At 54.8% G+C, this 15983-nt stretch carries 12 protein-coding genes, 1 tRNA gene, 1 other RNA gene and 1 pseudogene; 4 read left to right on the top strand and 11 right to left on the bottom strand.

Features of this window, described 5'->3' with window-relative positions:
* Positions 1-3 precede the first annotated feature (3 nt).
* Genes bcsA through bcsR form a run of 3 tightly spaced genes read right to left on the bottom strand, consistent with a single transcriptional unit; the run spans position 4 to position 3574 of the window.
* Positions 4-2625 carry a UDP-forming cellulose synthase catalytic subunit gene (gene bcsA / locus HVZ37_RS01130; RefSeq protein ID WP_046401663.1) on the bottom strand — a complete coding sequence of 874 codons (2622 nt, stop codon included), beginning with the start codon at positions 2623-2625 and terminating at the stop codon, positions 4-6.
* The gene (gene bcsQ, locus HVZ37_RS01125; protein WP_181628031.1) at positions 2622-3374 is read right to left on the bottom strand and encodes a cellulose biosynthesis protein BcsQ; all 753 of its coding nucleotides are present in this window, start codon (positions 3372-3374) and stop codon (positions 2622-2624) included. The genes bcsA and bcsQ overlap by 4 nt, the downstream gene beginning before the upstream one ends.
* An 11-nt stretch (positions 3375-3385) precedes the next feature.
* Positions 3386-3574, bottom strand: coding sequence for a cellulose biosynthesis protein BcsR (bcsR, locus tag HVZ37_RS01120; RefSeq protein WP_042323607.1), 189 nt, complete (start codon positions 3572-3574; stop codon positions 3386-3388).
* Between the two features lie 288 nt (positions 3575-3862).
* On the opposite strand from bcsR, the gene bcsE reads away from it, so the two are divergent.
* The 3 genes from bcsE to bcsG are packed head-to-tail and all read left to right on the top strand — an operon-like array spanning position 3863 to position 7286.
* The gene (gene bcsE / locus HVZ37_RS01115) at positions 3863-5422 is read left to right on the top strand and encodes a cellulose biosynthesis c-di-GMP-binding protein BcsE (RefSeq protein ID WP_181628030.1); all 1560 of its coding nucleotides are present in this window, start codon (positions 3863-3865) and stop codon (positions 5420-5422) included.
* Entirely contained in the window at positions 5419-5610 is a 192-nt protein-coding gene (gene bcsF, locus HVZ37_RS01110; protein ID WP_042998550.1) for a cellulose biosynthesis protein BcsF, read from the top strand. Before bcsE ends, bcsF begins: the two co-directional genes overlap by 4 nt.
* On the top strand, positions 5607-7286 hold the full coding sequence (gene bcsG / locus HVZ37_RS01105) for a cellulose biosynthesis protein BcsG (protein WP_181628029.1): 1680 nt from the start codon (positions 5607-5609) through the stop codon (positions 7284-7286). Before bcsF ends, bcsG begins: the two co-directional genes overlap by 4 nt.
* A gap of 81 nt (positions 7287-7367) precedes the next feature.
* Here the strand turns inward: bcsG and HVZ37_RS01100 are convergent.
* Positions 7368-7436 (bottom strand): annotated as a pseudogene (locus HVZ37_RS01100) (type I toxin-antitoxin system toxin Ldr family protein); the annotation flags it as partial.
* Positions 7437-7938: 502 nt separating this feature from the next.
* Between HVZ37_RS01100 and HVZ37_RS01095 the strand changes: the two are divergent.
* On the top strand, positions 7939-9237 hold the full coding sequence (locus tag HVZ37_RS01095) for an amino acid permease (RefSeq protein WP_044253742.1): 1299 nt from the start codon (positions 7939-7941) through the stop codon (positions 9235-9237).
* Positions 9238-9302: 65 nt separating this feature from the next.
* On the opposite strand, the gene dppF is transcribed toward HVZ37_RS01095, so the two are convergent.
* From dppF to HVZ37_RS01060, 7 genes are all read right to left on the bottom strand, one after another.
* Entirely contained in the window at positions 9303-10316 is a 1014-nt protein-coding gene (gene dppF, locus HVZ37_RS01090) for a dipeptide ABC transporter ATP-binding subunit DppF (protein WP_042998553.1), read from the bottom strand.
* Positions 10313-11296 carry a dipeptide ABC transporter ATP-binding protein gene (gene dppD / locus HVZ37_RS01085; RefSeq protein WP_042998554.1) on the bottom strand — a complete coding sequence of 328 codons (984 nt, stop codon included), beginning with the start codon at positions 11294-11296 and terminating at the stop codon, positions 10313-10315. Before dppD ends, dppF begins: the two co-directional genes overlap by 4 nt.
* A 10-nt stretch (positions 11297-11306) precedes the next feature.
* The gene (gene dppC, locus HVZ37_RS01080; RefSeq protein ID WP_042998555.1) at positions 11307-12209 is read right to left on the bottom strand and encodes a dipeptide ABC transporter permease DppC; all 903 of its coding nucleotides are present in this window, start codon (positions 12207-12209) and stop codon (positions 11307-11309) included.
* Between the two features lie 9 nt (positions 12210-12218).
* Complete coding sequence (dppB, locus tag HVZ37_RS01075) at positions 12219-13238, bottom strand: dipeptide ABC transporter permease DppB (protein ID WP_042998556.1); 1020 nt, start codon at positions 13236-13238, stop codon at positions 12219-12221.
* 160 nt (positions 13239-13398) lie between these two features.
* Entirely contained in the window at positions 13399-15006 is a 1608-nt protein-coding gene (gene dppA, locus HVZ37_RS01070) for a dipeptide ABC transporter periplasmic-binding protein DppA (RefSeq protein ID WP_044253744.1), read from the bottom strand.
* A 705-nt stretch (positions 15007-15711) separates the two neighbouring features.
* Positions 15712-15845, bottom strand: a non-coding RNA gene (locus HVZ37_RS01065) — RtT sRNA.
* Between the two features lie 32 nt (positions 15846-15877).
* Positions 15878-15954 (bottom strand) — tRNA-Pro (locus tag HVZ37_RS01060).
* Positions 15955-15983: the final 29 nt, after the last annotated feature.

Here is a 15983-nt window from a genome sequence, read left to right as displayed (position 1 = left end):
TCATCATTGTTGAGCCATAACCTGATCCGGCTGTTGCACCGCCACCTCGTCCTGCTCCGGACGGCGTGGAATGAACGACACAACCCAGGAAACCAGAGAAGTCAGAGACCGGAAAACTATTTTCACGGAAGATGGGGAGAATTCCGCAAGATGGCGATAGCCACGGAAACCCAGCTTCAGAATATCCAACAGGCTTTCCAGCGGCTTATCTTCCGGATAGCTGTCCTGCCAGAGCGCCCATGTATCAGCACGGGCAAACGTACACTGCACAAAATCGATATGCTGTTTGGTGGTCAGCGGCATCAGTTGCAGCCCCACCTGTTCACCCCAAACGCGCGCTACCTGTGTCGGGAAGACATATTCCTGCTGGCCGCGTTTGAGCAGTAAATTCACCTTCTGCCCTTCCAGCACCTGGGCCTGACCGTTGATCTTGATCCCCAGACCGCCGTCGGAGAAATCATGGACGGTGCACGAGAACAGATGTCCGTCCTCACGGGCAATCGCCGCTGGCATAGAAATTTCAACACGGTGTGAGCGGCGAACCTGTTTACTTTCAACCGATACCGCCACCGCGCCGCCGAGGATAATCAGGTTGTAGAACACCCACACCAGGCTGACGATAACAGTCAGCATTTCGTTTTCCGGCCCGTAGAAGTAACGCCAGACGCCGACCGCCACACCGAACAGGTTAAGCAGTACCAGGTAGATGTACGGACGGGAAATCACCCAGTCGACATACTCTTCTTCTACCAGTCCGCCCTTTGCAGTGACGTTAAACTTCCCTTTGTGCGGGTTAATCAGCGCCACCAGCGTCGGCGGCGCAATGTACCAGGCCAGCACCGTTTCGTAGATCTCACTCCAGAAGGAGTGGCGGTACTTGCCCTGAATCTTCGAGTTGGTCAGGCTGGCGTGAACCATGTGCGGCAGGACGAACAGCGCAATCATCAGCGCGGGCGCATAGATGATGTAAGCATGCAGTAGCAGGAACGCCAGCGGGGCGGTCAGGAAGATCAGCCGTGGAACACCTGACAGGAAGTGGAACATGGCATTGACGTAACATAATCGCTGAGCGAACTTCAGCCCCTTGCCGGTCAACGGGTTATCGAGCCGGAAAATCTGTACCATTCCGCGCGCCCAGCGAATGCGCTGACCGATGTGAGCAGATAAGCTTTCGGTCGCCAGTCCTGCTGCCTGCGGAATGCGCATGTACGCGGAGGTATAACCGCGACGGTGCAGACGCAGCGACGTATGCGCATCCTCAGTCACCGTCTCAACGGCAATACCACCAATTTCATCGAGCGGTTTACGACGAATCACCGCACAGGAACCGCAGAAGAAGGTGGCATCCCACATGTCATTACCGTCCTGTACCAGACCGTAAAACAGCGTGCCTTCGTTTGGCGTCTTGCGAAAACGCCCGAGGTTACGTTCAAACGGGTCCGGGGAGAAGAAGTGGTGCGGCGTCTGCATCATCGCCAGCTTCTTGTCTTTCAGGAACCAGCCCATCGTCATTTGCAGGAACGAACGTGTCGGCACGTGGTCGCAGTCAAAGATCGAAACGAACTCGCCTTTGGCGTATTTCAGCGCATTGTTAATGTTCCCGGCTTTGGCGTGCTCATGGGTGGTACGGGCGATATATTTCACCCCCACGGTCTGGGCGAACTGGCGGAACTCTTCACGCCCGCCATCGTCGAGGATCCAGATATTGAGCTTATCTTTCGGCCAGTCGATACCCAGCGACGCGTAAATGGTGTTCTTCACTACGTGCAGATCTTCGTTGTAAGTCGGCACAAAGATATCGACCGACGGCCACTGCGACATATCTTTTGGCAGCGGCACCGGCTGGCGGTTCAGCGGCCAGACGACCTGGAAGTAACCCAGCACCAGCACAATCCACGCATAGGTTTCGGCAAACAGCAGGATCAACCCGCAGACCAGACTCACCGGATCGTCCCAGTTCAGCGTGGAGGTATAGCGCCACCAGATATAGCGGCACGATACCGTCAGCGACAGCACAATCAGCATCAGCGCGGAGAAGCGCCCCGGCATGCGGCGCACGATCAGCGCAACGCCCCACAGCAGTATCAGGAAGATGAATTGCGCCAGCGGGTTAAACGGCTGGGTCACGCATATCAGCGCCAGAATCAACGAAAAAGTGACAATAATCCCGATGATAAAGCGACGCGCGCCAGAGCTCAGGTGACCAAGCTCTTTTTGTTTATCCAGGTGCGTGGTGTTTTGCGTCACGCGTCCCGGTAGCGCATCCATCCACTGGTGATAACGCCCTCTGACGCCTTGCAGACGGGAGAAGGTTTGCCAGCGAGGCTGCGTCGTCTCCTGACGCGGCGAGGTCGCCATCAGCCAGAGGGTCTGAATGGCATAACGGGCAGGATCTAACGGGCGCGGGCGCGCGGCGTTGATATGAGGATAGAGCGCTTTACGCTCGGCACGGATACGCTGCCAGCGCGGGTGCTCCAGCGGGATGAAGACCCATGCGAGAATCACCCACAGGCAACCCAGCGCCGCGCTGAAAGGCGACGCGCCATGTCGACGATAACCCTGATAGCGCTCGCTTAAGCGGGCGCTCACCGGCGGAATAAGCAACCACCGGGACAGGACACTCATGATGCGCTCCCGACAGGAGTTTTTTGACCTGCGTAATGTAATAAACACCAGTTTGCCAGCGTCAGCACTTCTTCTGCGGCCAGTGAGTCACTGCGGTATTCCCCCAACGGCTGTTTGGCCGCCATGCACTCAGCCATCGCTTCATCGCGGTGAATCACCATCGGCAGCAGACGACGCTGACTCTGTAGCCAGACCTGGTAGAGATCGTCCTGCAACTGGCTGCCAACACGTAAGTCGTTAATTAAAATATGCGCGCCCGCCGGCAGCGATTGCTGATGCAAACGGACATGGCAGTTGGTGTCGGCTTTGACAATCGCCAGCGTGTGGTCGCACTCATTGACCAGTCGTCGGGTTAACGGCACGGAACCCGGCGGCAGATCCAGTAAAATCCAAGAGTAACGCCCACTCTCTTTCAGCGCACGGATGCCCGCCGCGATGCCGCCCAGTCGTTCCAGCCAGCGGTCAGGATATTCCCGCTCCTGCGCCGTCAGTTGACCAAACGGCAGCAAATCAAGCTGCGAGGTATAACGCATCCCGCCTTCCTGCCAGTCACGACCATCAAGTATCGCTCTGGCCCAGCCGTCGCGATGAGAAAAATCGACGTTGAATGACAGGCGCAACAAATTATCGGGGCTGGTATCCACAACCAGGACGTTTTCCCCTAATAATTGCAATGACCAAGCCAGTGCAGCCGCGATCGACGTCGTGCCCACTCCGCCTCGTATGCCCTGAAGTCCCAGAATGGCCATCCACGGCTTCCTTATTGTTGTTGCGCAAATTCAGCCAACAGCGGCCAGCGTTTAATCGCGGCGGCGAGCTGTTCACGCTGGGAAATATCAGTGTAATCAAATTCTGGCAATGAAAAAGCCTGGCTTAATGCCAGGAAGTCGTTTTGAAAGGTATAGCCCAATGTTGAATCAGTTTGCGTGCCGGGTTCGTTGTCAGACATTTTGTTTTATCCCTTTGAATAGACTCGCCATGCTTCAAACATTTTTTCTTTTCGCATTCCGCTTCGTTCTCACCGAAATTCGGCAAGGCCAGATGTTGCTCATTTTCTGTCTTGTTGTTTCGTGAAAATACGCGTCATGGAATCGGAAAGGCCGATGTTACAAGGCTTCTTGCTCGCCAAATCGATTCACATGCTAAATCTGATACGTTTTAATTTCAATGTTAGGTTTATTTCTGAGCTTTCGCTAGTAAACTGATAAACAGATAAAATAGCGACCCGAGGAACGCTGTGGACCCTGTATTTTCAATTGGCATCTCATCATTATGGGATGAACTACGCCATATGCCAGCCGGCGGAGTCTGGTGGGTTAACACCGATCGCGTTGAAGACGCTATCAGCCTGGCGAATCAAACGATTGCCTTTCAGACCGGGACGGCAAAAGTCGCGGGCATTTCCATGGGCAGCGATCCCGGGAAGATATTCAAATTAGATGAATCTCACGGTCCGGAAAAAATTCAGTTATTTTCCATGCCAAATTCGGAAAAGGGTCTACAATTTATGACCCGCGATTTGCTGTGTTCCGTGGACCCGATGCATTACTTATTCATTCTTATTTGCGCAAATAACGGCTGGCAAAATATACCAGCTGAACGTTTGCGTCTGTGGCTGGATAAAATGAATAAATGGACGCGTCTCCATCACTGTTCTGTAGTGGTGCTTAACCCCGGCAATAATAACGATAAACAATTCTCTCTTTTAATGGGGGAATATCGCTCGCTTTATGGCCTCGCCAGTATGCGCTATCAGGGCGATCAGCATTTGTTTGATATTGCCTTCTGGTGTAATGAAAAAGGGGTTAGCGCTCGTCAGCAACTCACCGTCCGCCATCATGAAGGGCAGTGGGAACTGGTGCAAAAAGAAGAGGCTGAAATCCAGCCCCGTAGCGATGAAAAGCAGATCCTGAGTAATGTCGCCGTGCTGGAAGGGGCGCCGCCACTCTCCGAGCACTGGAAATTATTCGATAATAATGAAGCTTTATTCAATGAGGCGCGTACCGCACAGGCGGCAACGTTGATCTTTTCGCTTCAGCAAAACAGCCAGATTGAGCCCCTGGCACGGAGCATCCATACTCTGCGTCGCCAACGCGGAAGCGCGCTGAAAATCCTTGTGCGGGAAAACATCGCCAGCCTGCGCGCCACCGACGAACGCCTGCTATTAGGCTGCGGTGCCAATATGGTGATTCCGTGGAACGCGCCACTCTCGCGCTGTCTGACGCTGATTGAAAGCGTTCAGGGTCAGCAATTTAGTCGCTACGTGCCGGAAGATATCACGACGCTGTTGTCGATGACCCAGCCGATGAAACTGCGCGGTTTCCAGAAATGGGACGTGTTTTGTGAAGCGGTACATAACATGATGAGCAACACCCTGCTGCCTGCCGACGGGAAAGGGGTGATGGTGGCGCTGCGACCCGTTCCGGGTATCCGCGTTGAACAAGCCTTAACGATGTGTCGCCCGCACCGTACCGGCGATATCGTCACTATTGGCGGCAACCGCCTGGTGCTGTTCTTGTCGTTTTGCCGCGTCAACGATCTCGATACCGCGCTCAATCATATCTTCCCACTCCCGACCGGCGATCTCTTTTCTAACCGCATGGTCTGGTTTGAAGATAATCTCATCAGCGCTGAGCTGGTGCAGATGCGCTTACTGGCGCCAGAACAGTGGGGACAACCGTTGCCGCTGACCCAAAACGTGAAACCCGTCATCAATGCCGAGCATGACGGCAAGACGTGGCGGCGTATTCCACAACCGCTACGCTTACTGGACGATGAAACGGAGCACTCATCATGATGACTATCAGCGATATCCTGCAAATCATCGTTGTTTGTGCACTGATTTTCTTCCCGCTGGGGTATCTGGCGCGCCATTCACTACGCCGGATCAGCAATACGACCCGGCTGTTATTTGCAAAACCTCGTTATGTTAAACCGGCCGGAACATTGCGCCGCGCGGTGATTTCCAGGGCAACGAAAAAATGACTCAACAAACACAAAACGCATCACTGCCTTCACCTCTCTGGCAATACTGGCGCGGTCTTTCTGGCTGGAACTTCTATTTTCTGGTCAAGTTCGGCCTGCTCTGGGCGGGCTATCTGAATTTTCACCCGCTGCTGAATCTGGTCTTTATGGCCTTCCTGCTGATGCCGATTCCGCGTTACAGCCTGCATCGCATGCGTCACTGGGTCGCCATTCCGATCGGTTTTGCTCTGTTCTGGCACGACACCTGGCTGCCAGGCCCGGAAAGTATTATGAGCCAGGGCTCGCAGGTGGCAGGCTTTAGCACGGACTATTTACTCGATCTTGCCACGCGCTTTATCAACTGGCAGATGATTGGCGCCATGTTTGTCCTGCTGGTCGCGTGGCTGTTTTTGTCACAATGGATTCGGGTTACCGCCTTCGTGGTGGCGATTCTGGTCTGGCTTAACGTCCTGACGCTGGCGGGTCCGAGTTTCTCTTTGTGGCCGGCGGGTCAACCGACGACCACGGTGACCACCATGGGCGGTACGGCAGCTGAAACGGTCGCGACCGCTGGAAGAGCACCGGTCGTTGGTGATATCCCGGCACAAACCGCACCGCCGACCTCGGCGAATCTCAACGCATGGTTGAATACGTTCTACAATGCGGAAGCGAAGCGCAAAACGCCTTTCCCATCAGCGCTCCCTGCCGATGCGCAGCCGTTTGAACTGTTAGTCATCAATATCTGCTCACTCTCCTGGTCCGATATTGAAGCCGCAGGGCTGATGTCGCACCCGCTGTGGTCGCACTTTGATATCCAGTTTAAACACTTCAATTCCGCCACGTCGTACAGCGGCCCGGCGGCGATTCGCCTGCTACGCGCCAGCTGCGGACAGCCCTCGCACACGAACCTGTATCAACCCGCAGGCAATGAATGCTATCTGTTTGATAACCTGTCAAAACTGGGCTTTACGCAGCACCTGATGATGGGCCATAACGGCGAATTCGGCGGCTTCCTGAAAGAGGTTCGTGAAAATGGCGGCATGCAGGCTGAACTGATGGATCAGAAAGGCTTACCTGCGCCGCTGCTGGGCTTTGATGGTTCCCCGGTGTATGACGACACCGCCGTGCTACAGCGCTGGATGGAAACCACGGAAAAAGATAAGGACTCCCGTAGCGCCACTTTCTACAACACTCTGCCGCTCCACGACGGTAACCACTATCCCGGCGTCAGTAAAACGGCGGATTACAAAGCGCGTGCGCAGAAATTCTTTGATGAACTGGATGCGTTCTTCACCGAGCTGGAGAAATCGGGTCGTAAGGTCATGGTGGTTGTCGTACCGGAACACGGCGGCGCGCTGAAAGGCGACAGAATGCAGGTCTCTGGCCTGCGTGATATTCCGAGCCCCTCGATCACCAACGTCCCGGCTGGCGTGAAATTCTTCGGCATGAAAGCGCCGCATCAGGGTGCGCCGATCGTCATTAATCAGCCAAGTAGCTATCTGGCCATTTCTGATCTGGTGGTACGCGTGCTTGACGGTAAGATCTTCTCCGAAGACAGCGTGGACTGGGCAAAACTCACCAGCAACCTGCCACAAACGGCTGTGGTCTCGGAAAACGCCAACGCGGTGGTTATCCAGTATCAGGACAAACCGTACGTCCGTCTGAATGGCGGCGACTGGGTGCCATATCCGCAATAACGAACCAGGCCGCAAGGATCGCCCTTGCGGCCTGGTTCGGGCGCATGTTGCCACTGCGGCAGGCAGACGCCCATCAGCGCATTACTTCCTGCTACGTAGCCAGTTCACAACCATACCCGCAATGATACCGGCAATGGCTGGAGCCGCTATACCCTAAATAATTCGAGTTGCAGGAAGGCGGCAAGGGAGTGAATCCCCAGGAGCTTTCTCTGGTAAGTGACTGGGGTGAGCGAGCGCAGCTAACGCACCTGCAACTTGAAGTATGACGGGTATAAATCATGCCAGAAAGCCATGCCTGGCTGAGTCAACGCCATATCGCCGCCTGTGTTGCAATGGCAACCGTTCGCGGCTATCGTTGAGGTGCAAGGTAAGCCCCCGTTTAGTTGCCAGGTTTATACCAGACAACGTGCGGGGGTTTTCTCTTTCCAGCAACTCACGCCGCCAGGGATCAAGCCCCCGCAACGCTGCGCCTCACCGGGAAACACCGGCTTACCGCCGATTCTACGATAACCCGCCATGCCCGACATCCAACATGCTTTCGCTTTGCGCGACGCCTCGCAATCAGCCAACTGGCAGAGACCTACACTCTTCTGTAGAATTGCGTCCCCTCGCGGTCATCAAGCCGTGACGGCTCTTTTTGGCAGGGGACTCCATGCAGCACGACACATCACCACTTTCCGATCACCGCGTATCCGGCAAACCGGCGTCGCAGAGTTTACCGTTTACCCGCTACGATTTTGGCTGGGTGTTGCTGTGCATCGGCATGGCGATTGGCGCAGGAACGGTATTAATGCCGGTGCAGATTGGGTTAAAAGGCATTTGGGTCTTTATTACCGCCTCTCTGATTGCCTATCCGGCCACCTGGATCGTGCAGGATATCTACCTGAAAACGCTCTCCGAGAGCGAAACCTGTAACGACTATACCGATGTCATCAGCCATTACCTGGGGAAAAACTGGGGCGTATTCCTTGGCGTGATCTACTTCCTGATGATTATCCACGGCATATTTATTTACTCGCTTTCCGTGGTGTTCGACAGCGCGTCGTACATTCGCACCTTCGGTCTGACTGACGCCGACCTTTCGCAGTCATTGATCTACAAGGTGGCAATTTTTGCGGCGCTGGTGGCGATCGCCTCCGGCGGCGAGAAGTTGCTTTTTAAAATCTCCGGCCCAATGGTGGTAGTGAAAGTCGGTATCATCGTGGTGTTTGGACTGGCGATGATCCCACACTGGAACCTGAGCAATATCACCGCTTTCCCGCAAGCTTCGGTGTTCTTTCGCGACGTGTTGCTCACCATTCCGTTCTGCTTCTTTTCGGCAGTCTTCATTCAGGTTCTTAATCCGATGAATATTGCCTATCGCAAACGTGAAGCGGACAGACTCCTGGCAACCCGCATGGCGATTCGCACGCACCGTATCAGCTATATCACGCTCATTGCGGTGATCCTGTTTTTCTCCTTCTCGTTTACCTTCTCCATCACCCACGAGGAGGCGGTCTCCGCCTTTGAGCAAAACATTTCGGCGCTGGCGTTAGCCGCACAGGTTATTCCAGGCCCGATTATCCACATCACCTCGACGGTGCTGAATATCTTTGCGGTGCTGACGGCGTTCTTTGGGATCTATCTGGGGTTCCACGAGGCGATGAAAGGCATCATTTTGAATGTGCTGGGGCGCATCGTTAACGTCGGAAATATTCCTCCGCGCATCATTACGCTGGGTATTTGCGCGTTTATCGTCACCACGCTGGTGATTTGGGTTTCGTTCCGCGTCTCCGTGCTGGTGTTCTTCCAGCTCGGCAGCCCGCTGTACGGGATTGTCTCCTGCCTGATTCCGTTCTTCCTGATTTATAAAGTCAGCCAGTTGGAAAAACTGCGCGGCCTGAAAAGCTGGCTGATTTTGCTGTACGGCGTTTTGCTCTGTTTGTCGCCGCTACTGAAGCTGATCGAGTAAATGCCTTACCTGGCCTACAAATCACCGTAGGCCAGGTAAGGCGAAGCCGCCATCAGGCACTTTTGTCAGATCGCTGTCTTCTGCGGGTTCTCATCCTGGTCAACCGCAAAACAGGCGACCAGTTGACCGTCGTAGTCTTTCAACTGCGGCTGCAACTGGGTGCAGGGGCCGAAGCGACGACGGCAGCGGGCGTTGAAGGCGCAACCCGGCGGCGGATTCAGCGGGCTGGGCAGCTCGCCGGTCAGTTTGATGCGCTCGCGGCGTTCGTCCGGATTCAGACGCGGCGTGGCGGAGAGCAGTGCCTGGGTATACGGGTGACGCGGGTTATTGAAGATCTGATCCTTCGTCCCCTTCTCCACACAACGGCCTAAGTACATTACCATCACTTCATCCGCAATGTGTTCGACGACCGACAGGTCGTGGGAGATAAAGACGTAGGACAGCCCCAGTTCCTGCTGCAAATCCATCATCAGGTTCAGCACCTGCGCACGGACAGAAACATCGAGCGCAGAGACCGGTTCATCGGCAATCACCACATCCGGATCGAGCATCAGCCCACGGGCAATGGCGATACGCTGGCGCTGACCGCCGGAGAACATGTGCGGATAGCGATCGTAGTGCTCGGTTTTCAGCCCCACTTTCGCCATCATCGCCAGCGCTTTTTCACGGCGCTGCTCTTTGCTCAGCGAAGTGTTGATCAGCAGCGGCTCTTCCAGAATCTGACCCACTTTCTTACGCGGATTCAGTGAACCATACGGGTTCTGGAACACAATCTGGATTTTCTGCCGACGCAGTTTCTGCGCATGCGGATCGTGCTTAAGCAGATCCTGTCCCTGGTAATACAGTTCACCGCCGGTCGGCGTTTCAATCATCGTCAGCAGACGGCCAAGCGTGGATTTCCCGCAGCCGGATTCGCCCACTACCGCCAGCGTTTTGCCGCGTTCAAGGGTAAAAGAGACCCCATCGAGCGCTTTCACCAGACGTTCAGGAGAGAAAATTCCCTTCTTCACCGGGTAGTGTTTTTTCAGGTCGATCGCCTGCAACAGCGGTTGTTGCGAGGTGGCCTCATGCGTACTCATAGTGTGGGCCTCCCGGCATCATCGAGTGGGTAATGACATTTCGACTGACGACCGCCATCCAGCAGGGCCAGTTCAGGTTCTTCACTGCGGCATTTGTCCGTTGCATAGGGGCAACGCGGGTTCAGCAGACAGCCCAACGGGCGGTCATATTTCCCCGGCACCACGCCAGGCAGTGAGGCCAGTCGCGCTTTATCCTGAGCAAACTCCGGCAACGCGCGCAGCAACGCCTGGGTGTAAGGATGACGCGGCGCGCGGAAAATATCATGCGCCGCCCCCGTTTCCACCACCTGACCGGCGTACATGACAATGATTTTGTGCGCAGCTTCCGCCACCAGCGCCAGGTCATGAGTGATGAGCACCAACGCCATGTTCTCTTTCTGCTGCAGTTCCAGCAGCAGCTCGATGATTTGCGCCTGGATGGTCACATCCAGCGCCGTCGTCGGTTCATCGGCAATCAACAGCTTCGGTCGACAGGCAATCGCCATCGCGATCATCACGCGCTGGCTCATCCCACCGGAAAGCTGATGCGGATACACGTCCAGACGCGAGGCCGGATCGGGGATCCCCACCTGGTTCAGCAGGTCAATCGCCCGCTGACGACGGGTTTGCTTGTTACCACCCTGATGCACCTTGATCGCTTCCATAATCTGGAAACCGACGGTGTAGCACGGATTCAGGCTGGTCATCGGGTCCTGGAAAATCATCGCCACTTCGGCGCCAACCAGATTACGGCGCTCTTTCTCAGAAATACGCTTCAGGTCCTGGCCGTTGAACAGCAGATTTTCCGCCATCACGCGGCCTGGATAATCAATCAGCCCCATAATCGCCAGCGAACTGACCGATTTTCCTGAGCCTGACTCACCGACAATACCAACCACTTCGCCCTGATTCACACTGTAGCTGATGCGGTCTACGGCGCGGAATTCGGAACCAACATCGCCGAAATGCACCGATAATTTATCTACATTTAATAACGCCATCTCGAACCTCTTACTGCTTCAGTTTGGGATCGAGCGCGTCACGCAGACCGTCACCCATCAGGTTAAATGCCAGCACCGTCAGCAGGATCGCCAGACCCGGGAAGGTCACGACCCACCAGGCGCTTTGTGCGAACTGCAACACATCAGCGAGCATGGTGCCCCACTCCGGTGTTGGCGGTTGCGCACCCATGCCCAGGAAGCCAAGCGCGGCCATATCGAGAATGGCGTTAGAGAAACCGAGCGACGCCTGAACGATCAGCGGCGCAAGGCAGTTCGGGAAGATGTTGATGAACATCTGGCGCATCGCGCCGGCCCCCGCCACGCGGGAAGCGGTCACGTAGTCGCGGTTGACCTCCACCAGCACAGCGGCGCGCGTCAGTCGCACATAGTGAGGCAGCGCCACGAACGTCAGTGCCAGCGCGGCGTTACCAATCGAGGGACCGAAGACCGCCACCAGCACCAGCGCGAGCAGCAGGCTCGGCAGCGCCAGCATGATATCGACGATACGCATAATGATGTTATCAACGATGCCGCCGAAATACCCGGCCACAAGGCCCAGCACGACGCCCATCACCAGCGACAGCACCACCACCAGACAGCCCACCAGCAGCGACAGACGCGCGCCATACATCAGGCGCGACAGGATATCGCGGCCCACGTCGTCAGTTCCCAGCAGATGCGCCAGCGTGCCGCCTTCCTGCCAGGCCGGCGGTGCCAGCAGGGTATCGCGGAACTGGTCAGCCGGGTTATACGGCGCCAGGAAGTTGGCGAATACCGCAATCAGGATCATGATCGCGACGTACACCAGCCCCACCACAGCACCCTTGTTGCGTTTAAAATAGTGCCAGAACTCCTGCATCGGCGTCATCGGCACCGGCGCAGCAATAACTTTATTTTCAGTAACCTGTGACATGATGGCCCCTTACTTCTTATGACGAATACGCGGGTTCACCACGCCGTACAGCAGGTCGACCAGCAGGTTGACGAGAATAATCATCGTCGCCACCAGTAACACCCCACCCTGCACAACCGGATAATCGCGACGTTGCAGCGCATCAATCAGCCAGCGCCCAAGGCCAGGCCACGAGAAAATGGTTTCGGTCAGAATGGCGCCCGCCAGCAGCGTTCCCACCTGTAGACCAATCACGGTCACCACCGGCAGCATGGCGTTACGCAACGCGTGAATGATGATGACACGCATACGCGTCAGCCCTTTGGCGCGCGCGGTACGGATGTAATCTTCGCCCAGCACTTCCAGCATCGATGAACGAGTCATTCGCACAATCACTGCCAGAGGGATGGTGCCAAGCACCATCGCGGGCAGGATCATATGCACCACAGCATCAATGAAGTTGCCCTCTTCACCCCAGATTGCGGTGTCGATCAGCATAAAACCGGTCAACGGGTTCGAGTCATCAAGGAACACCATGTCGCTCACGCGCCCGGAGACGGGGGTCAGGTTGAGTTGCACGGAAACCAGCATGATCAGCATCATGCCCCACCAGAAGATCGGCATGGAATAACCGGTCAGCGCCAGGCCAACAGCAGTATGATCGAAAATGGAACCGCGCTTAACGGCGGCCAGCACGCCCACGGGAATCCCCACGGCGGTAGCGAAAATCATGGCGCAGACACCCAGTTCCAGCGTCGCTTTAAAGCGAGGCACGAACTCGTCCCACACCGGTAAACGGCTTTTCAGCGAGATACCTAAATCACCATGCATAACCCCCCAGATGTAATGGAGGTACTGCTGCCACATCGGCTTATCGAGACCGAGTTCAGCCAACAGTTGAGCATGACGCTCAGGGGAGATACCACGCTCACCTGCCATGATCATCACCGGATCGCCGGGGATCATATGGACAAAAGCAAAGGTGAGAAGAGTGATACCGATAAACGTGGGGATGACGAGTCCCAAACGTCGGAGAATGAACTGCAACATAACCCGGATTCTCTCTAATGACGCACGGCCTGGAACCGTGAGTCTGTATTGCTCACAAATCTTATCCCCTCCTCAATGAGAAGGGGATAAAGCATTACTGCCGGGTGGCGCTACACGTACCGACTTAACGGTGCGTAGCGCTTACCTGGCGTTGCTTTTATTATTCGATAGAGACGTTTTCGAAGTGGTGTTTACCTAATGGATCAACCACGTAGCCTTTGACTTCTTTACGCACTGGCTCGTACACGGTGGAGTGAGCCACGATCAGCGCCGGAGCCTGATCGTGCATCACGACCTGAGCCTGTTTGTAGAGTTCAATACGCTTGTTGTGGTCGTCGGTCGCACGCGCCGGTTGAATCAGATCTTCAAACGGCTTGTAGCACCAGCGAGAGTAGTTGGAACCGTCTTTCGCCGCCGCGCAGCTGAACAGGGTCGCGAAGAAGTTATCCGGATCCCCATTGTCGCCGGTCCAGCCCATCATTACCGCCTGATGCTCACCCGCTTTGGCGCGTTTCAGATACTCGCCCCACTCGTAGGTCACAATCTTGGCCTGAACGCCAATCTTCGCCCAGTCGGCCTGAACCATCTCAGCCATACGGCGAGCGTTCGGGTTGTACGGACGCTGTACTGGCATTGCCCACAGCTCAACGGTAAAGCCTTTATCCTGACCGGCTTCTTTCAGCAGGGCTTTCGCTTTCTCAGGATCGTAGGTGTAGTCTTTAACGTCGTCGTTATAGCCCCACATGGTTGGCGGGATCAGGTTCTTCGCCGCAACGCCTGCACCCTGATAAACGGCTTTGATGATCGCGTCTTTGTTCACTGCGTAGGTCAGCGCCTGACGCACTTTGACGTCATCAAACGGTTTCTTCTCGGTATTGAAAGAGAGATAGCCGACGTTCAGACCCGCCTGCTCCAGCAGGTTGATGTTTTTATCCTGCTTCATGCGCGCGATGTCAGCCGGGTTCGGGTATGGCATCACCTGGCATTCGTTCTTCTGCAGTTTGGCGTAACGCACGGACGCGTCAGGCGTGATGGAGAAGACCAGACGATCGATCTGCGGCTTAGTGCCCCAGTAACCTTCGAACGCTTTGTAGAGAATACGAGAGTCTTTCTGGTACTGCTGCAGCTGGAACGGACCAGTACCGATTGGGTTCAGGTCCACTTTTTCCGGCGAGCCAGCTTTCATCATATTGTCGGCATATTCTTTAGAAAGAATAGAGGCAAAGTCCATCGCCAGGTCAGCGAGGAACGGCGCTTCAGGACGCGTCAGCACGAACTGAACGGTGTTATCGTCCACTTTCTTCACTTCACTGATCAGGTCTTGCAGGCCCATGCCTTCAAAGTATTCATAGCTGCCGCCAGAGACTTTGTGGTACGGGTTCTGTGCGTTTTTCTGACGATCGAAAGAGAACACCACGTCATCGGCGTTGAAATCACGCGTCGGTTTGAACTCTTTATTGTCCTGCCACTTCACGCCCTGACGCAGGTGGAAGGTGTAGGTTTTACCGTCTTCACTGATTTCCCACTTTTCAGCGAGGCCCGGAATCACTTCCGTGGTGCCGGTTTTGAATTCAACCAGACGGTTATAGATAGGTACTGAGCTGGCGTCATAGGTTGTGCCAGAGGTAAACAGCTGCGGGTTGAACCCTTCAGGTGAACCTTCTGAACAATAAACCAGAGTTTTAGCTTGTACACTTGCTGCGACAGTCATAGCCACAAGGCTCAGACCAAGCTTCAGCATCCCTGACTTCTTCAAGGAAATACTCATTCTTCTGCTCCAAATGTGATGTTGTTTTACCCTTTGCAGTGGGTTTGCACCGCCTGGCCTTTTTTGTTTTTTAACCGGCTGGGTCGGCGTTAAGAGGTGGGGATTCCGTTCACATAAACGACTGAGTAGCAGCGCGGATTCTCCATGAAATGCCCCTCATGCCCTACAATCTGTCAACAGAATGTGAAAACGTCAATACAGGTATCCATGATTTACAACAACGGTGAGAATTCGCAAACAAAGATTAAAAAAACTTCAGGCGGGTATTTTCAGCAGAGAAATTTATGCTACGCCCAGAACACCAGAATAAACACCTTAATATTTCGCAACATTTGGTGATTAACAATCGTGCAGAATATGAAAAATTTCTGACGAAATGCTGCATATCTGAGCGATAAATCCCACGAACGTTAAAACGCACAGCGGAAAATGCTAGCGCCAGCCATAAGTAACGCAAAAAAAGATTCATGCATAGATAAAAAAAGACAATGGAATATGTCACAAAACCGTTAACAAATAGTGAGAAGTGATGCGCACTTTTTTGTTGATGTTCCGCAGGAATGGATATTTACCTGATGAAGCGATTTCGTGGGCGGAATAAGGCGAATGCCGCCATCCGGCAGTGCGCACCGAATGCCTGATGGCGCTTCGCTTATCAGGCCTACAAAAGCAAAAAACCCTGCTCGTTGAGCAGGGTTTTGAATTTGGTCGGTGATAGAGGATAACTCGCCACGTCGTGGCTCGCCCTGCGGGCCGTTGCTGTCGCAACGTTCTCTCGCTCCGCTCGAGTCGAACCTCTTGCCCCCGGAGGTTCTCATCCTCCCAGGCTTCGAATGCAAAAAACCCTGCTCGTTGAGCAGGGTTTTAAATTTGGTCGGTGATAGAGGATTCGAACCTCCGACCCCTTCGTCCCGAACGAAGTGCGCTACCAGGCTGCGCCAATCACCGAATGCGGGGCGCATCTTACTGCGCAGGTG

This window comes from Citrobacter sp. RHB35-C17 (assembly GCF_013816795.1).
Classification (GTDB): domain Bacteria; phylum Pseudomonadota; class Gammaproteobacteria; order Enterobacterales; family Enterobacteriaceae; genus Citrobacter_A; species Citrobacter_A amalonaticus.
This window is presented reverse-complemented; position numbering and strand designations above follow the sequence as displayed.